We start from the raw sequence: 17,497 nt of genomic DNA on the forward strand, positions 1-17,497 counted from the left end.
CCCCGGCACAGCCAACTCCAAAATCATCCCAGGCCGGTCAGCCAACGTGACAACGCCCGGGATGGGCCCTCGAAGTGCTCCCGCCCCACACGTCGGCCCCCTTCACCGGCGCCGACACCTACCACGTCTACGGTTTCCACGCCAGGTAACCGCTGACGGCGGTCGGCGCGGTCCGTCCGGGCCGGACCGACCGTTCGCGACGCACACGGTGACGAGAGGCGCTCGCCACCCGGCGGCCGCGTCTACCGGTTGTTCAGATAGGCCAGCACCGCCAGGACCCGGCGGTGGCCGCTGTCGCTCTGCGGCAGACCGAGTTTCAGGAAGACGTTGCCGATGTGCTTGCTGACCGAGCGCTCCGTAACGACGAGCGTCTTCGCGATGGTGGTGTTGTCGTGTCCCTCGGCCATGAGCTTCAGCACCTCCTTCTCACGGGGGGTCAGGGAGTCCAGCGGCGAGCCGCGCCGCCGCGTCAGCAGTTCGTCGACCACTTCCGGGTCCAGGGCCGTGCCGCCGTCCGCGACGCGTTCCAGCGCCTCCAGGAACTCGTCCACGCGGCCCACCCGATCCTTCAGCAGATAGCCGACCCCGGTGGCGCCGCCGCCCAGCAGTTCGGCGGCGTAGGTCCCCTCCACGTACTGCGAGAGCACCAGCACCGGCAGTCCGGGGATCTCGGCCCGGGCCCGCAGGGCGGCCCGCAGTCCCTCGTCGCGGAAGCCCGGCGGCATCCGCACGTCGAGCACGGCCACATCAGGGCGGTGTTCCAGCAGCATCGGCAGAATTTCCGGCCCGGCACCGGCGACGGCCGTCACCTCGTGCCCGGCCGAGGCCAGCAACAGCACCAGTCCTTCCCGGAGCAGGGCGTTGTCCTCGGCGATCACCACGCGCACGGCGGCTCCAGCACAGTCACGGCGTCCCGGGCGGGACATGGGGTCGGAACGCAGGGGCAGGAGACTACCTGGACCCGGGCGGCCGGCCCGGAGGGGGTGGAGCCCGCTACACCCCCTCCAGGGAGCGGGCTCCACCTCGGGAGGCGGGCCGCCCCGCCTAGGCTGGGCGCCATGCGGAAAGCGATGGGCGAGGCCGCCACGGCCACCAGGTATCTGGCGGTGACGGGGGCACTGGCCGTCGGTGTGGACTTCCTCGGCGTCATGCTGGTGGTCGCGGTGCTGGGCTCCCTCGCCGGATTCGGGCTGTGGTTGCTGCCCGAGACGGTGCTGATGGTCCGTCGCGTCGCCGGGGCCAAGCGGGTTCAGACGGCCGCCCGGACGGGCCGGAGGATCCCGGAGGCGTACCGGCCGGTCCCCGCCGGGCTGCGTGAGCGGCTGCGCGGTGTGCTCGGGGATCCCGGCACCCGGCGCGACCTGCGATGGATGGCCGCGCACTCCGGTTACGGCCTGCTGCTGTCCGCGCTCGCGGTGCCGCTGTGGCCGCTCGCTGCGGTCGTCGACGGCGTGTGGAGCGGTGTGCTGCGCCGGAAGGCCGTGGTACTGCCGCTGATCGGCCGACTGGCCGACCTGGACGCCCGCTGGTCGCAGGCGCTGCTCAGGCCCTCTCCGGAGGCGCTGCTCGCCGCCCGCGTCGAGGAGCTGGCCGAGACGCGGGCGGCCGCGACCGCCGCGCACGGCGCCGAGCTGCGCCGCATCGAACGCGACCTGCACGATGGCGTGCAGGCGCAGTTGGTCACGCTGTCCATGCGGATCGGACTCGCCAAGCGCGCTTGTGACCATGATCCGGCCGCCGTACGCGCGCTGCTGGACGATGCCCACGACCACGTGGAGGAGGCGTTGGCCGCGCTGCGGCACGTGGTCCGGGGTATCCATCCGCCCGTCCTCACCGACCGCGGTCTGGTCGGCGCTGTACAGGCGCTGGCGGCCGGCAGCGGACTGGACGTGACCGTACGGGTGGATGGGGCGGTGGAGAGCGGCGGGCGGGCTCCGGCCGCGGTGGAGGCGGCAGCCTACTTCGCGGTGGCCGAAGCGCTCACCAATGTGGCCAAGCACAGCGGGTCCGAACGGGCGACGGTACGGCTGGAGCGCCTGCGCACCGGGCTGCGAGCGGTCGTCGAGGACGAAGGTTCGGGCGGTGCCGACGAGGCCGGCGGCACCGGGCTGCTCGGCATCCGCCGCCGGGTGGCCGCGCTGGACGGCACGGTCGTGGTGACGAGTCCTCCGGGAGGACCGACCGTGGTGGTCGTGGACCTTCCCTGTGTGTGGTGAGCACGTGCGGTGAGCGGCCGGATCCCTGTCCGTCCGCGACGTGCCGCGACGGCCGGGCGCCGTGGTCCGGCCGGTGTAGCCCGCTACACCACCGATCGGGGAGAGCACTCCCTCGTCGCGGTGCGCAGGGAACGGGATCGTGGAGAGCGCGGGGGCGGTCCCTCCGGATGTTCGCCGGGGCGGACGAGGACGCCCCGCTCCCCTGTCGTTTCGCACCACCGTTGTGGAGGCTTTCCCCGTCATGGCAACTCTTCTTTACCGCGTGGGCCGTACGGCCTTCCGCAGGCGCTGGACGGTCACCCTGTTGTGGGTGGCGGTCCTGGGCTCCGCCGTTTTCGCGGGCGCCACCGCGCCCGCTCCCCGGGACGACGGCTTCGTCATGCCCGGCGTCGAGTCACAGAAGGCGTCCGATCTGCTGGAGGAGCGCTTCCCGAACGCCTCGACCCGCGGGGCGGTGGCGCGGATCGTCTTCGTCGCCCCCACGGGGGAGAAGGTCACGGACGCCGGGAACAGGTCCGCCGTCGAGCGTGCGGTGGACGAGATCGCGGACGGAGACCGGGTCGCCTCCGCGGTCGGCCCCTTCCGGGCCGGGGCGGTCAGCGAGGACGGCAGGACGGCCTACGCCACCGTCACCTTCCGGGACCGGGCGGCCGATCTCGGCGAGGCGAGCAAGGAACGCGTGGCGGACGCCGCCGAGCAGGCACGGGACACGGGCCTGGTCGTCGAGATCGGCGGGAACGCCCTGGCCACCGAGCCCTCTTCGGGCGAGGAGGCGGAAGCCGTGGGCATCGCCGTGGCCGCGGTGGTCCTGCTGGTCACCTTCGGGTCCATGGCCGCGGCCGGACTGCCGATACTGACCGCCTTCCTGGGCGTCGGTGTCAGCATGGCCGCGATTCTCTCGCTGGCCGACGTCTTCGGCCTGTCCGGCACGACCGGCACGCTCGCCACGATGCTCGGCCTGGCCTGCGGCATCGACTACGCCCTGTTCGTCGTCTCCCGCTACCGTGAGGAACGGGCCGCCGGGCACGCTCCCCACGAGGCCGCCGGACTCGCCGCCGGAACCGCCGGCTCCGCTGTCGTCTTCGCCGGTCTGACCGTCGTCATCGCCCTGGCCGGTCTGTCCGTCGTGAACATCCCGCTGCTCACCAAGATGGGCCTGAGCGCCGCCGGCGCCGTCCTGATCTCCGTCCTGGTCTGCCTGACCCTGCTTCCGGCCCTGCTCGGGTTCTGGCCCAACGCCGTACTTGCCCGCGCGATCCGCACGGGGAAGAGGAGCGGTCGCACCGCCGCGCGGGACAACGGCGGCAGCCGCTGGGCACGTCTGGTGATCCACCGCCCGCTGCCCGTGTTGCTGCTGGGCACCGCGGCACTGGGCGCGCTCGCCCTTCCGGTGGCGGGCCTCCAGCTCGGCATGCCGGGCGACGAGGCCAAGCCCGTCACCAGCACCGAGCGCCGCGCGTACGACGCGCTCGCGCAGGGCTTCGGTCCAGGGTTCAACGGGCCGCTGACCATCGTCGTGGACACGAAAGGTGCCGCGGCTCCCGAGCGCGCCGTGTCGGTGATCAGGGGGGAGATCGGCGCCACCGACGGGATCGTCTCCGTGTCCCCCGCCCGGTTCGACGAGAGCGGCGACACCGCGGTGTTCTCCGCAGTCCCCTCCACCGGCCCCTCCGAGGCCGAGACGATCGAACTGGTCAATACCATCCGCGACGAGCGCCCCGGCGTCGAGGCGCGGGCGGGTAAGGGGGTGGACTTCGAGGTCACCGGCTCCACCGCGGTGGACATCGACATCGCGGAGCGGATCCGGTCCGCGCTTGTGCCGTACCTGGCGGTCGTGGTCGGCCTGGCGGTCGTGCTCCTCCTGCTGGTCCTCCGGTCCTTCCTGGTGCCCCTCAAGGCCGCCCTGGGCTATCTGCTCTCCGTCCTCGCGGCTCTGGGAGCCGTCGTCCTGGTCTTCCAGGAAGGCCACGGCGCCGCGCTGCTAGGCGTGGAACACACCGGTCCTCTCATGAGCATGATGCCGATCTTCCTGGTGGGCATCCTGTTCGGTCTGGCGATGGACTACGAGGTCTTCCTCGTCTCCCGGATCCGCGAGGCCTACGTCCACGGCGACCGGCCCGGTCAGGCGGTGGTCTCCGGCTTCCGCTCCAGCGCCCGGGTGGTCACCGCCGCCGCGCTGATCATGACGGCGGTGTTCTCCGGCTTCATCGGTGCCGAGGACCACTTGATCAAGATGCTCGGGTTCGGGCTGGCGGTCGCGGTGCTCTTCGACGCCTTCGTCGTCCGCATGGCGCTCGTCCCCGCCGTGCTCGCCCTGCTGGGCGGTCGGGCGTGGAGCCTGCCGCGCCGGTTCGACCGGCTCCTGCCCAACATCGACGTGGAGGGGGCGGCGCTGGCTCACCTCCGCGGCACTCCCCCCACCGCGGAGGTCCGGGAAGCCGTGGCCGGCCGCCGGTAGTCCGCGGGGGCCGCCGGTGGCGTGGCTGATGACGACGTAGCTGCCCGGGGCCAGGGCGTCGACCAGACGGTGGACGATGGCCCAGGGGTCATCCGCGTCCGGCGGGAAGTGCAGCAGGGCGCACGGGACTGTAAAACGTTCGGCTCTGTCTCACTTCCGGTGGTGACGGACAGCGACAGTCATGCCGGGCAGGTCATAGACGAAAGTCCGCAGGTCAGCGGACCGTGGCGGTCGTTTTCCGGTACTGGCTGACCGGCCCGGTATCTGTCCGCGAGAGTATGGCGCGACAGGTCCAGCGACCTCGGGGCACTGCCATCCCTTCGAACCATCGAGGTCAGGGCGCCGGCCGTACTCTCTGCAAGCAGCGCCGCTCGGCTCTTACGCTCCGTCACCACCGAATGTGAGACAGAGCCGAACGTTTTACAGTCCCCCGCCGCGGCCGAAGGGATTCTCCGCGGCCGCCCCTTAGCGCCCGCCGCCGCAGAGCGGACATGTGCCTACGGGGCGGGCGATGGTGCGGAGGCGACCACGTCCACGCCGATCAGTCTCTGTCTCCTGGGCTGCGTGGTGTCGACATCGAACTCGGCGGTACCGAGGCGGGGGTGTCCGGTGGCGGGGTCGCGCAGGGCGCCGAGGAGCCGGATCAGTAGGTCTTCGGTGAAGATGGTGTCGCGGTGGTCGATGTCGGCTCCGGGAGCCAGGCCAGCCAGGTAGGCGTCGCGGTCGGCCTCGTCCAGGTGGGCGAGACATGCGGTGTGGCCGGGGACGTGGATGCCGCGGCAGCCGACCGGATCCTCCGCGGTGGTGCCGTAGCCACAGTGCGGCCACGACGGCGGCGTCGAGGGCGGCTCGAGGCTCGGGTGTGTCATGCCCGGAGGACGATCGAGCGCGGCCGGATGGTTGCCGCCCCACCGCCGAGATCACAGCACTGAGTAGCTGTTGTCTTTCCGAGCCTGGTCGTCTTGTTTCCGCTGGTCAGGCATGGAGCTGATGCCTCGACGGCAGTGATGACACGTCGTGTCGTCTTCTCGGTGGAGGTGTCGGGTGCCGTCGGTGATGGGGCTGCTGGAGGAGCGGGAGCGTGCTGCTCGGCAGCGGGTGGAGGACCTGCAGGCCGAGCTGCGGGAGGCGGAGGCGGTGCTGGAGCGTCGGGTGGTGGCGTTGGCGGAACTGGCCGAGGCTCTGGCCGCGGGCGCTGTGGTGGAGGAGCCGGTCCGGCCGGAGCCGGTGCCGACCCCGGTGAAGGAGCCGGTGGCCGGGTCGGTGGTTCCTCACTGGTGTGAGGGTGTCACGGCGGGGGTCCTTGCGCCGGAGTACCGGCGGCTGCTGGCCGTGCTGGAGGGGGAGCCGGGCCGGGAGGGGGTGCGGGCGAAGGATCTGGCGGTCCGGTTGGGGCTGGAGTTGGTGCCCGCGAAGGTCGAGGGAGTCCGGGTGAGGGCGAAGCGGCTGGTGGCGCGGGGCTGGCTGGCCGAGGAGCGGCCGGGCCTGTTCACCCTGCGGCACCCGGCTCGGTGAGCGGGCCGGCACGGCGGGCCAGACGGCGGCTCATGAGCATGGCCATCGACCACTGCACGATGGCTTCGCTGCTGGTTGTGCGGGTTTCGTAGTCGCGGGCCAGACGGCGGGTGCGCATCAGCCAGCTCAGGGTGCGTTCCACGCACCAGCGCCGGGGCAGCACGGTGAAGCCTTGCGTGTCGTCGCTGCGCCGGACGACGTCCAGGGCCAGGCGGAGGGTGGTCCTGGCCCAGTTCACCAGGCGGCCCGCGTAGCCGCCGTCGACCCAGGCGAGCCGGACCCTGCGGTGGCGGGCGAGCAGGCGGGGCAGCATCCCGCAGGCGGCGTCCCGGTCGGTGACGTCGGCCGGGGTGACCAGCACCATCAGCAGCAGGCCGAGGGTGTCCACGATCACGTGCCGCTTGCGGCCGTTGATCTGCTTGCCGGCATCGAAGCCCCGGGAGGCGGCTGGGACGGACGCGGCCGCCTTGACCGACTGCGAGTCGATGATCGCCGCGGTCGGCTCCGCGTCCCGGCCCTCGCTGTGGCGGGTCCGGCGCTGCAGCCGGTCGTGGAACTCGGCGACCAGGCCGCGCTCGCGCCAGCGGCGGAAGAAGGCGTAGACCCGCTCCCACGGTGGGAAGTCGGCCGGCATCGCCCGCCACTTGATCCCGTTGTCCACCAGATAGCGGATCGCATCGATCATCCAATGCCGCGAAGTTAAGGCCCCGATGGCAATGTCAAGGGGTTCGTGAGATGTGGCAGGGCCTCTGCTATCCAGGGGATCGACCAAGATCTTCCTGAGAGAGCAGAGGCCCTGTGGCCCAGTTTGTCACGGGCGGCACGCCTGACGTGTTCGCGCCCGGTCACATCGGCGAGTTAACCCAAGTCATCCCACCGGAGCTGGTGGATGCGGTGGTGGAGGAGACCGGAGCCCGCGAGAAACGATTGCGGAGTCTGCCATCCCGAGTCGGGGTCTACTTCGTCCTGGCTCTCGGCCTGTTCGAGCATTTGGGTGCCCAGCTGGTGTGGGACAAACTCGTAGCAGGGCTGAGCGGCAACGTGCCACGGCCGTCCGAGAAGGCACTTCGTGATCTGCGCCGGCGGGTGGGCGTCGCCCCTCTGCAGCGGCTCTTCGACGTGCTGGCGGGCCCGCTGGCCCAGCCCTCCACCCCTGGAGTGCGCTACCGCCGTTGGCGCACGGTCGCATTCGACGGATGCGGAAGCCTGTCGGTCCCCGACCACGAGCGCAACAGGTCCTGGCTCGGCCGGACGGTACGACGCCATGGCCCGGCGGGATACCCCCGGCTGATGCTGATGACGCTGTGCGAGACAGGCACCCGCGGCCTGATCGCAGCAACCTTCGGCCCCGCCGTCAAAGCCGAGAGCGACTACGCCCGGGAACTGACCGGCCACCTCACCCCGGACATGCTCCTTCTGGCAGACCGCGCATTCGACGGCAACGAGCTCCCGGCCGCCATCACACGACAGGGCGCGCAGTTTCTGGTGCGTTGCACCAGTGCACGGCGCCCACCGGTGCTGGCCCTACTGCCTGACGGCTCGTACCTCACCCGCATCGGCAGCCTCTCGCTGCGAGTGATCGAGGCCGAGGTGCAAGCACGCACCGTCGACGGCGGCACTTTCGGTGACACCTACCGCCTGCTGACAACACTCACCGACCATCGCACAGACCCCGCCGCCCGCTTGATGCGCCTCTACCACGAACGCTGGGAGATCGAGACCGCCTACCTGGCACTGCGCCACACCCTCCTTCAAGGCCGGGTGCTGCGTTCGAAGGACCCGGCAGGTCTCTGCCAGGAAGTGTGGGGACTGCTCACCCTCTACCAGGCACTGCGCTCGATCATGGTGACCGCGGTGGAGACCGAACCTGGCTGTGACCCCGACCGGGCCGGCTTCACCGCCGCCCTGGAGGCAGCCCGCGACACCGTCGTCAGTCTCACCGGAATACTTCCAACAACCGGACCGTACAACTACTCCGACCTGGTCGGACACATCGGCACCCGCATCCTGCGCACGCTCCTTCCCAGACGCCGGATGCGGCTTTCCACCCGCATCGTCAAGAGCGGAATCTCCCGCTACCACACCTAGAATCGCGACGGACGGCCCCGCGACAGCACACCGATCAGCGCTATCGAGATCACCGTCCACCCGCCGGCCCTTCCCGGCACACAGGCCCCCAGCCAGACGACCTCCAGGCGTTGGGACCAGGTCTGCCGGATCCTGGCGGCGAATGCGAATCAAGCCATGCATACCCGAGACATCGCACGCCGCCTCGGCCTCACCACCACACCGTCCATCAAGAGCCTCACAGCACAACTCCGCTACTGGACCCGCAACAACCGACTCATCCGCACAGCCCCCTGCACCTACAAGATCCCGCTCGCCGAACCCTTGACAGCACCATCGGGGCCTTAACTTCGCGGCATTGATCGATCATCTGCCGGTGGCAGTAGCCCTCCGGCTGCCCGCCCCGGCCCTCCAGCCATCCCGGCACCGGCAGCAGGTCCCTCACCACCGCCCATTCGGCGTCCGTCATGTCCGACGGGTACGTCGGTCTCCTGTGCGGCCGGTCCGCGGCGTTTCCGAACCGGTGCGCGAGACAGTCACACGACGGGGCAACCGAGTTGGACTCGCCGACCGTCCGGACGGAAGACTGCGGCACAGGGCCTCCTGGCGCTCGAAGGACTTCAGCAATCCCGAGCTGGACAGGAGGCCCCGTCTTCATGCCCGCACCGGCCGAAGATCACCCAGCCGAGTCCCCGTCCTCGAACCAATGCTCACCACGATCGATAGAGCAACGGCTTCTAACTGATCGATTCGGAATGAGGCTGTTACAGCTGAGGCAGTGGTGTGGAGCGCACGATGCGAAATCCCACGTCGTCGATCCGGAAGGTCGGGTGGCTGCGCCGCCGCACCGACGCCCGGCAGCTCCAGTGCTCGTCGGCCCATCCACCACCACGGAGCACCCGGTAGGTCCCATACACCTCGGCGTCGTAGACGTCCCAGCACCAGTCCCACACATTGCCCAACATGTCGTACAGGCCCCACGCGTTGGGCTGCTTGCCGCCGACAGAGTGGATCCGCCCATCGGAATTCCCCTGGTACCAGGCGACCTCGTCGAGCTGCCCGTACCGCGGGCCGGTGGTGCCCGCACGGCAGGCGTGCTCCCATTCGGCCTCGGTCGGCAACCGGTACCCGTCTGCGGAGGCGTCCCACTCGGCCGTCTCGGCGTCGGCGCACAGGCGATACGCGGGCGTCAGTTCCTCCCGTTGGGACAAAGTGTTACAGAACTGGACCGCGTCCCACCACGAAACACTTTCAACCGGCAGCCGCTCACCCTGGGCGCTACTCGGCCGTCGGCCCGTGACGCGTGCGTACCAGGATTGCGTGACCGGCAACGCCGACATCTCAAACGGCGCGACCTCGACCGGCCAGCTGCTCTGCGTCCGCCGGTCCGACAGCGTCACCTGTCCCGACGGGACCGCAACCATCTCGCTCCCTGCCCCCGCGTCCACGACAGGCCACCCTACCGGCGTCTGCCCACGGTTCTACCGATCTTTCCGATCGGCGGTGGAGCCAGATCAACTTCAAGAAGTGCTCACAAACAACCTGACCGCACCTGAGCTGCGTCGGACGCGCGCCCACGCGTGGCTGGCAGCGAATCCAGCGGAGGAGCAGATCGTTGAGCAGCTCGTGCAAGGAGCCGCTCCGGAGCCTTTGCGATCGAGGTTCGCGGCCGCAGAGCTGAGCGCGTACGCGGCGTCGTTCGGGCACCTGAACACCAGCCGGACGGGCGCGGAGAGCCGTCCTCGTGTCATCGGCCCCGATGCCGAGCTCGTCCTCCTGGCGCAGCTGGGCCAGGAACCCATCGCCACGGTGTCATGGGTGGTTCACGGGTCCGCAGAATCCGCTCGACCACCTCGGTCCTGGCGTGTGTCGGCGTAGCGTCCGGACCGGCTTCCGCGCTGCGAGAAAACCCGGTTGTACGGTGATCGGCCCGGCGTCTAATGTCAGCCGTCATCGGCGTGTAGCTCAATAGCAGAGCACCGGGCTCGGGACCCGGAGGGCGCAGGGGCGGAACCTGCCACGCCGGCTTATGAACGACAACGCTGAGCAGCAGCCCCTCGCCGCGGCCCCGTTTTATCAGGAGGCCCAGCTGGCCAAGGCCTTCACGACCGCGCTGACCCATCAGGACGCCGACACCCGGCGCCGCGCCGAGGTGCGCGGGCAGCGCTGGCGGAAGGTCCTCGCGGGAATGGCCGCGGGCCGGCTGTCCGTCGGTTCGCGCACACCCGTGGGCGGGCTTCCGCCCTGGGTGACTCCCGAGGTGGTGCGGGGCGGCTTCGCCACCGGCACCGCGAGCGCGGGCGGTCCGCTCCAGGCGTACGAGACCGAGGCAGCGCGGGATTTCGGGGTGCCCGCTGAGCGGCGCGCGCTTTTCGCACACTGCCTCACCGGACCCGGACTCGCCTGGCTGTGGGCCCGGCTGGACAGCGGCCACTACGAGATCGGCGTGCCCGAGGAGGCCGCGCTGCTCACCATGGCCTGGCTGGTCCGGCACGGCGAGACCGACGCGGCACTCGACCTCGCGGCGGAGCTGGAACCGTTCGCGGACCGGCTGCGGTTCCTGCCCCGCCCGGCGGACGGCCCCGCGCCGGATGCCACCGCGGCCGTCCACCGGTACACCGTCTCCCAGGCCGCCGACACCCTGCGGCGGCGGCGCCCCAACGCGGCGGTCGAGACGCAGCGCGAGGCGCTCACCGTATGGCAGCCGTTCGGCGACGAGCTGCTCGCCCACTGGCTGCGGACGACACGGGACGGACGGGTCCTCGCACTCGTCCCGGATGCCGACTGGCTGGCGCACGGCGAGGCCCTGCTCAGCCGCTACCGGCTGCTCGCCACGGAACACACCCGCTGCACCAAACACCGCAGCTCCAAGGAGAACCTGGGCATTCTGCGCGGCGCGCTGGAGGAGACCGTCGCCGGCCGGCCGCTGGACGCGCGCCGGCTCGGTCTGCTGCGGCACGCGATGGAGTCCATGGTGCGGCGGCGCGGTCTGCCCGGCTCCGCTGCGCACACGGCCCTGCGCCGACGTCAGGCCGGGCAGGCGGCGCTTCCTTCCCACCACGCCCTGGCCCAGCTGATGGTGCGTCGGCTCGCCGTGCTCCCGCAGGAGGCGGGCATCAGCGATGTCGCCCCGCTCCTGGGCGCGGTGACCGAGGAGGAGAGCCGGGAGACCGGCCTGCTCGCCGGAGCAGCCGTGCCGCCCGTGATCCGCCAGGTGGTCGAGTCCGCGCTGAGCGCCCCGCTCGGCACGCTGGTCGAGCGGGGCGTCGTACCGTCCGCCGAGGTCCTGGCCGAGCTGGTGCCGCAGTTGGTCGCCGCCACCACCGCGCAGGCGTACGGCGACGAGACGCTGCGAGCGCTGATGGCCGCGAACCACCGGGCCTTCCGCAGCCGCCGCTCATTGCTCCTGCTCAACCTGGAGCGGCAGGTGCGCGTCGAGGAACTGCCCTGGGTGCGGGCCGTGTCGGGGCAGCGATCCGCGGTGCCGGGCGAGCCGCACGAGGAAAGCGCGCTCGCCGTGCTGCGGCAGCTCGGCGAGCTGGCCGTGCAGGCCTTCCCGGGGACGATCCTGCCCAACCCACTGGTCCGCGACTTCGGTGTTCTCGCGCGTCAGTGCGGTCTGGGCGCCCCGTTCGTGGAGGAGCTGGCCGCCGACATCTTCATGGGCACGTTCAGCCCGAAGTTCCTCACGGCGGCGCAGATCGCCGGCGAGCTGCTCGGCGGCACGCTGTACGAGCGTTACTACGGCATCGACTACTCGGCGATCCGCGACCTGGTGACCGCCGAGACCGGCGCGGCCCAGACCCGTTCCCACGGCGCCCGCACCTCTCCCGGTTTCGCGCGGCTGTGCGCCGAGCGGGCCGGAGCGGCGTCGCAGTTCCGGTCGGTCGCGGCGAACGGCACGGTGATCGAGCAGGCGCAGATCCTCACCACGCACAACCTGGCCACGCTGGTCCACCGGGTAGGCATCACCCCGCGGCCCGGCTGGGCCGACCTGGCGCGCCGCTGCTTCGTGACCGTGTGCCGGCTGGTCTCCCGGGTGCACCGCAACCCGCGGCCGTTGGACACCATCAAGGACGCCGCGTACGCCTGGCGCCAGATGGTGTTCCACCTGTCCCTGTGCCCGCCGGAGGAGCAGCGGCGGGTCATCGCGGCTCTGCACGAGGAGACGGCCCGCCACCCGGTCGCGACCCGGCTGGCTCCTGCCCTGAAGGGCCTGGCCCTGGTCGCCGAGGGCGGCACTTTCGACGGCGACGGAACGGCGGACGGCAGCCGCGCCCGGCGCTTCCTGGGGTGGAGCACCGACGGGCACTGGATGCGGTGAGCCCGCCCGGCGGGCGCGTCGCCCGCACAGGGCACACAGCTCTGCTGCACCTCCCGCACACTTCCCGCACGCTCGGCGGTGCGCGGGAGCTGTCGGTGGCCGGACGGTGGCCGACGGGGGAGCGCGGTGGTGCGCCGGGGCAGGGTGTCCGCCTGCGGAAGGACCGTTCCGGTGGCCTGCGGACCGGAACGAGGGGTGGCCGGTACGTACGGGGAACCGCCGGCCCCGGAGGGGGAACATGGGGAAATGCCCGTGAAGGGCGTGCGAAGGGATGCTCTGCCGTGCCCCGTCGAGGGGGAGGGGAAGGGGGAAGCCGCGTGTGTCGGCGAGGCCGCCCCGGTGCGACGGACGGGTCGGCTCGCCGAGGGCTGGGTCTCGGGGCCTCCGGGACGGCGTCGCCCAGGCGGGTCGCGTCTCTGCGGGGATCGTGGGACGCCGCCTCGGGACGTATGTACAGCGCCGTGCCCGCGCATCGGCCCGCGAGCGCGCCGAGGACGTGGTGCGGGTTCTGGTCGTGGACGATCATCCGGTCTTCCGGAGGGGGATGGCCGCGCTGCTCGGCTCCCTCCCCGGCATGGTGGTGGCGGGCGAGGCGGACACCGCCGACGGCGCGGTGGCGGCGGTCGAGGCGCACCGTCCCGATGTCGTCGCGATGGATCCGCACCTGGGCGAGCCGGGCGTGTCCGGTTCGAGGCCACCTGGGAGATCCTGCGGCTGCGGCCCGGCACGGCCGTCCTGGTGGTGACGACGCTGGACGACGACGCGTCGGTGTTCGCCTCGGTACGGGCCGGGGTCCGCGGATACCTGCTGAACGCCTTCGCGCAGGTCGTGGACGACAAGGGCACGCTGTTGGTCGGCGCGGACGCCCTGTTCTGCGAGGGGCACCAACGAGACCACCACCGACCTGGACGCCGAAGTCAGGGACCTGCGGTTCCAAGTGGCCGCCGGGGAGTCCGTGACGCACACGGTCTACCTGAAGAACGGGGAGAACGGCGGCAAGGACTACGCGGCGCTGGAGCGGACCTTCACCAACGCGGGCTGACCGAGGACGTGACAGTGCCGCGGCGCCCCACGAGCGCCGCGGCACCCTCGTGGCAGGGCAAGGCCGGTCACGACGCCCGGTGACCCGGATGGAACTCCCCGTCATCTGGATCCGCGACCGTGGTGGTGTCTCACGGGGACGGGGAACCAGCGGGGTCGACCCAGCGGTCGGCACCTGGGCCCAGCAGTTCGTGGAGCAGCGGGGTCACGGGCAGTGCCGGGTGGAGGTACACACGCTCACGGCGTTGTCCGACAGCGGCCAGCATCGTCTGGAAGGTGCTCCTCGCCTCCTCGGTCCGCCCGCTGTGCACCTGGGCCTGACCCAGCAGGCCCAGGTGGAGAGGGTGCCGCAAGTACGTCCCGGAGCGGCCCAGTTCGGCCAGCGAGGTGTGCATGAGGGCGAGGCCCTCGTCGTGGTCTCCCGCGTGCGCGAGGCCCCATCCCTTGACGACACCCAGCATCGCCTTCCAGTAGAGCAGTCCGTGCTCGCCCGCGACGCGGACACCCTCGTCGCTCGAGGCGAGCGCGGTGCGGGTGTCACCCTCCCAAGCCACCACGATCCCGTCCACGTACAGTGCGAAGGAGCGGTCGGACGGCCTGCTCTCGTACTCGGTGATGCTCAGGAGCTCACGTCGGCGCGCACCGGCGGTCTGCCGGTTCCCGAGGAGCCAGTGGGTGAAGGTGTCGTAGGAGCGGCAGGAGACGCGCGGGTCGTGCTGGAAGGTGCGTGCCAGCTCATGCCCCTCGTCGGCCAAGCGGTCCGCCATGCCGACGGCGCGTTCCAGTTCGGCGAGCGCCTGCGGCAGCATTCCGCGCACATGCAGCACGATGCCTTCGCCGTACGCCGCACCGCGCGACGCCACGGGCTCCCGGGTCCGGCGCGAGATGTCCCGCAGCAGGCCGGACAGCTGCCGCGAGGCGTCGTAGCGGCCGGTGACCAGGTGCGCCGCGCACAGCGCCCAGAGCACCGACGGGTCCTCGGGGGCCTGAGCGGTCGTGCGCAGGGCGCGACCGCGCGTCAGGGCCGTCTCGGCCTCGTGATGGCCGTAGCCGCGCGTGATGGCGAGCACCTGGCCGAGGTGGATGTGCAGCTTCTGCTCCAGTCGCACCGTGGCGGGATCGTCCGGCGGCAGGAAGCGGATCAGGTGCTGCGCACGGCGCAGCCACACCTCCACCTGCTCGTACGCCACGGACTGCTCGGCGTGTTCCGCGGCGAGCAGCAGCCGGGACAGCACCTGGGCGGCGGGCAGCGTGCTCTTGGCGTGCCAGCTGTGATGCGCCACCCGCTCGATCTCCTCGTCGCCCGTCTGTCCGCGCCGGCGTGCGCGCAGGGCGTCGGCGATCCTGGCGTGCAGGCGGTGGCGGTCCGCACGGGGCAGTTCGTCGACCAGCGTCTCCCGGACCAGGGCGTGGGCGAAGTGCAGCCGCCCCGGATCATGCGGGTCCTCCTCGAGCAGACCGGCGCGGAGGGCCGATTCGAGTCCGGCGACGACCGGTTCGTCGGGCGTGGCGGTCCGGTACAGCAGGTCGGTGTCCACCTCGGCGCCGATGACGGCGCACAGCCGGAGCAATCGCAGCACCGGCTCGGGCAGCGCGGCGAACCGCTGGTGCAGTGCCTCGCGTATACCCGTGGGAATGTGCGCCAGGAGCGCGTCGGCCGCGTCCGGGCGACGGAGGCTGCGCGCATCGCCCACGAGGGAGAGCAACTGCATCACGAAGTACGGGTTGCCCGCGCTACGCCGGTGCAGCACCTCGACGACCTTCGGGTCCACACCGGGCCCCGCATGTGCCTCGACGAGAGCGGCGACGGCGTCCGGGGAGAGCCCGCGCAGCCGCAGCGTCTCGGTCCTGGGGCCGCGTAACACGTCGGAGATCATCCGGCGCAGCGTCGCGTCCGAATCGGTCTCGCACTCCCGGACCGTGAGGACGATGCCGAGCGGATGGCCCTGGCACCGGGTGCGTCACAGTCTGAGCAGGTCGAGGGAGGCGGTGTCCGCCCATTGCAGGTCCTCGAGGAGCAGCACGAGCGGGCGTTGCCCGGCCAGGCCGAGCAGCACCTCGCAGACCGCGTCATGGGCGAGGAAGCGGGCCTGGGACCCGTAGGAGGACAAGCTCGGGCCCGCCGGTCCGGGCCGCCGGCCGTTCGGTCAGGAGCGGGCCGAGCAGGGCGTCGTACGGCCGTGTCGCCTCGCGAAAGGCATCCGGCCGGGTGGCGGACAGCCGCCGCAGGACCTGGGTCCACAGCCAGCAGGCGGGGACGCCCTCACCGGGGAAGCAGTGGCTCCAGACGACCTCCGGTCCGGCGTCCACCTCCTGCGCCGCCATGCTCTCCAGGCGTGCGGCGAGTTCGAGCAGCAGGCGGGTCTTCCCGACTCCGGGGGGGCCGAGGACGCCGGCCACATGGCCGTGGCCCACGGCCGCGCCCGCGGCGGCGGTCGTCAGCCGGTCGAGTTCCTGGCCTCGGCCGGTGAACGGCGAAGGGGCAGCCGTCCACCCTGGTTCGGCCTCCGAGGATCTGTCGGCTCTCGGGGCGGTCGCCGGCTCGTTCGCCGGCCGGGGTAATGCCCGCCACCGGGCTGCCCCGCCCTGCGTGCCAACGTTGTCCGCCTGCGCCTCCGGCGGCACATCGGCTCGCGCGTGCGGGTGCGCGCCGGTCCCCATGGTCCCGTCGCGGCCGGCGGCAGCGACCGACGTGGTCCGCGCGCGGACGGGACAGCGAGACCGGTGAAGTGGAGGAACTTGGTAAAGAAGGCCGGCCCGAGCCCGGGAACCTGCCCCCTCAGCGCGGCGTACGCCTCAGCTGGACCGTGTTCCCGCAGTGCGGTGACCGCGGCGGCCAGCGCCGCGTCGAGGCCGTCGAAGGCCAAGATTTCGCGGAGGGCGGCGCCGCGGCCCTCGACGGCCAGGAGTCTGGACGGCGACGGCACCCCGCTGCTTCTGCCGGCCGATTGAGCGGTGGCCGGATGGAGGCCTGTGACCTGCGTTGGAGGACTGGCTGGGCGCTGGGGCGGTCATTGCCTTAGCCGGAGGCGCGAAGCGTTGGCCCGGTGTTTGCGGGGCAGTTGCGGCACGGGCTTGCTTCGCTGCGGGTCGCCGATGCCACCAGCGCCGTGGCGGCCTGCTTCTCAGGCATGGAACTGGCAACTGGCCCGATGTGGATGTGCCGGCGGTGCGGCCATCGCCACCGGGCTCACCGCCAGCGCGGTCGTACTGGTCGTTCTCCGGGGGAGCGTTCATCCACACGGCCGACGGCAACGGGGTGCTGCCGACTCTCGCGGTTCGGCAGCACCCGGCACGAATTCACCGCCGGAACGTGGCTCCGGCGGTGAGAGCCGTAACCGCCGGGCCTCCGCGCACCGCTGCCCCTGGCCGGCGGTATCGGTGGCCGCGGCCGGCGGGCCGACTGGCTGTCCGGGCGTCGGGTCGTGGCCGTTGGTTCAGGGCGCGTCGACCAGGGTTCGGCCGTCGGTGACGACGGAGGCGGCGAGGGCGTTTGCGTAGTTGGACTGCACGCGGGACCGTTCGGTGGCGTTGGGGACGGCGCTGGTGCAGGCGGTTCCGGCGCTGGAGCCGGACATCAGCTGGGAGCAGGGGCCGGGCTTGGTGTCTGGCAGGCCGAGGCTGTGCCCCAGTTCGTGGGCGGCGATCCGGGTCTTGTTGTATCCGTCGTTCACGGCCCGGCTGCCGAGTTCGACGCGGACCTGGCGGCCGGGGCGGACGGGGCCGAGGGTGGCCTGGGGCCAGCCCGACGTCGCGACGATCATGATTTTGGCGGCGGGGGGGGTGAAAAAGGCGGGGGGACCACAACCCCCCGGCGGGGGTGGGTGGTCCCCCGTGATTAGACCACCACAACGGGACGCACAGGTGGGCCCCCAC

General features: G+C 71.6%; 14 protein-coding genes, 1 tRNA gene and 2 pseudogenes. 7 read left to right on the forward strand and 10 right to left on the reverse strand.

Features of this window, described 5'->3' with window-relative positions; translation table 11 throughout:
- Positions 1-242: 242 nt before the first annotated feature.
- On the reverse strand, positions 243-887 hold the full coding sequence (locus ACIQ8B_RS32200) for a LuxR C-terminal-related transcriptional regulator (RefSeq protein WP_403551763.1): 645 nt from the start codon (positions 885-887) through the stop codon (positions 243-245).
- 171 nt (positions 888-1,058) lie between these two features.
- Here ACIQ8B_RS32200 and ACIQ8B_RS32205 point away from each other — a divergent pair, with 171 nt between their 5' ends.
- Together ACIQ8B_RS32205 and ACIQ8B_RS32210 are read left to right on the forward strand one after the other, a co-directional pair.
- Positions 1,059-2,216, forward strand: a complete 1,158-nt coding sequence (locus ACIQ8B_RS32205) for a histidine kinase (protein WP_403551765.1) — start codon at positions 1,059-1,061, stop codon at positions 2,214-2,216.
- 241 nt (positions 2,217-2,457) lie between these two features.
- A complete protein-coding gene (locus ACIQ8B_RS32210; RefSeq protein ID WP_403551767.1) occupies positions 2,458-4,674 on the forward strand; it encodes an MMPL family transporter in 2,217 nt (738 codons plus the stop codon).
- Positions 4,675-4,698: 24 nt separating this feature from the next.
- Here ACIQ8B_RS32210 and ACIQ8B_RS32215 read toward each other — a convergent pair.
- Both ACIQ8B_RS32215 and ACIQ8B_RS32220 read right to left on the reverse strand, forming a co-directional pair.
- Positions 4,699-4,791: pseudogene (locus ACIQ8B_RS32215) on the reverse strand (SAM-dependent methyltransferase); the annotation flags it as partial.
- Between the two features lie 380 nt (positions 4,792-5,171).
- Entirely contained in the window at positions 5,172-5,543 is a 372-nt protein-coding gene (locus ACIQ8B_RS32220; RefSeq protein WP_403551769.1) for a hypothetical protein, read from the reverse strand.
- Between the two features lie 175 nt (positions 5,544-5,718).
- Between ACIQ8B_RS32220 and ACIQ8B_RS32225 the strand changes: the two genes are divergently transcribed.
- Positions 5,719-6,189 carry a hypothetical protein gene (locus tag ACIQ8B_RS32225; protein ID WP_403551772.1) on the forward strand — a complete coding sequence of 157 codons (471 nt, stop codon included), beginning with the start codon at positions 5,719-5,721 and terminating at the stop codon, positions 6,187-6,189.
- On the opposite strand, the gene ACIQ8B_RS32230 is transcribed toward ACIQ8B_RS32225, so the two are convergent.
- Entirely contained in the window at positions 6,164-6,874 is a 711-nt protein-coding gene (locus ACIQ8B_RS32230; RefSeq protein ID WP_403551774.1) for an IS5 family transposase, read from the reverse strand. The genes ACIQ8B_RS32225 and ACIQ8B_RS32230 overlap by 26 nt on opposite strands.
- 113 nt (positions 6,875-6,987) lie before the next feature.
- Between ACIQ8B_RS32230 and ACIQ8B_RS32235 the strand changes: the two genes are divergently transcribed.
- Positions 6,988-8,277: an IS4 family transposase gene (locus tag ACIQ8B_RS32235; protein ID WP_403551776.1), complete on the forward strand. Its 1,290-nt coding sequence runs from the start codon at positions 6,988-6,990 to the stop codon at positions 8,275-8,277.
- Positions 8,278-9,020: 743 nt separating this feature from the next.
- Here the strand turns inward: ACIQ8B_RS32235 and ACIQ8B_RS32240 are convergent.
- Positions 9,021-9,680, reverse strand: coding sequence for a formylglycine-generating enzyme family protein (locus ACIQ8B_RS32240; protein WP_403551779.1), 660 nt, complete (start codon positions 9,678-9,680; stop codon positions 9,021-9,023).
- A gap of 530 nt (positions 9,681-10,210) precedes the next feature.
- Between ACIQ8B_RS32240 and ACIQ8B_RS32245 the strand changes: the two genes are divergently transcribed.
- From ACIQ8B_RS32245 to ACIQ8B_RS32255, 3 genes are all read left to right on the forward strand, one after another.
- Positions 10,211-10,282: transfer RNA gene (locus ACIQ8B_RS32245), tRNA-Pro, on the forward strand.
- Positions 10,283-10,285: 3 nt separating this feature from the next.
- On the forward strand, positions 10,286-12,580 hold the full coding sequence (locus ACIQ8B_RS32250; RefSeq protein ID WP_403551781.1) for a hypothetical protein: 2,295 nt from the start codon (positions 10,286-10,288) through the stop codon (positions 12,578-12,580).
- Positions 12,581-13,007: 427 nt separating this feature from the next.
- On the forward strand, positions 13,008-13,325 hold the full coding sequence (locus ACIQ8B_RS32255) for a response regulator (protein WP_403551783.1): 318 nt from the start codon (positions 13,008-13,010) through the stop codon (positions 13,323-13,325).
- 427 nt (positions 13,326-13,752) lie between these two features.
- On the opposite strand, the gene ACIQ8B_RS32260 is transcribed toward ACIQ8B_RS32255, so the two are convergent.
- From ACIQ8B_RS32260 to ACIQ8B_RS32280, 5 genes and pseudogenes are all read right to left on the reverse strand, one after another.
- Positions 13,753-15,498, reverse strand: a complete 1,746-nt coding sequence (locus tag ACIQ8B_RS32260; RefSeq protein WP_403551785.1) for a hypothetical protein — start codon at positions 15,496-15,498, stop codon at positions 13,753-13,755.
- 84 nt (positions 15,499-15,582) lie between these two features.
- Positions 15,583-15,732 carry a hypothetical protein gene (locus tag ACIQ8B_RS32265; RefSeq protein WP_403551787.1) on the reverse strand — a complete coding sequence of 50 codons (150 nt, stop codon included), beginning with the start codon at positions 15,730-15,732 and terminating at the stop codon, positions 15,583-15,585.
- The gene (locus tag ACIQ8B_RS32270; RefSeq protein WP_403551796.1) at positions 15,692-16,036 is read right to left on the reverse strand and encodes a hypothetical protein; all 345 of its coding nucleotides are present in this window, start codon (positions 16,034-16,036) and stop codon (positions 15,692-15,694) included. Before ACIQ8B_RS32270 ends, ACIQ8B_RS32265 begins: the two co-directional genes overlap by 41 nt.
- A gap of 23 nt (positions 16,037-16,059) precedes the next feature.
- Positions 16,060-16,548, reverse strand: a complete 489-nt coding sequence (locus ACIQ8B_RS32275; protein ID WP_403551798.1) for a hypothetical protein — start codon at positions 16,546-16,548, stop codon at positions 16,060-16,062.
- Positions 16,549-17,058: 510 nt separating this feature from the next.
- Positions 17,059-17,394 (reverse strand): annotated as a pseudogene (locus tag ACIQ8B_RS32280) (snapalysin family zinc-dependent metalloprotease); the annotation flags it as partial.
- Between the last annotated feature and the right edge of the window lie 103 nt (positions 17,395-17,497).

Origin of the sequence: Streptomyces sp. NPDC096105 (assembly GCF_044763335.1) — a bacterium.
Taxonomy (GTDB): Bacteria; Actinomycetota; Actinomycetes; order Streptomycetales; family Streptomycetaceae; genus Streptomyces.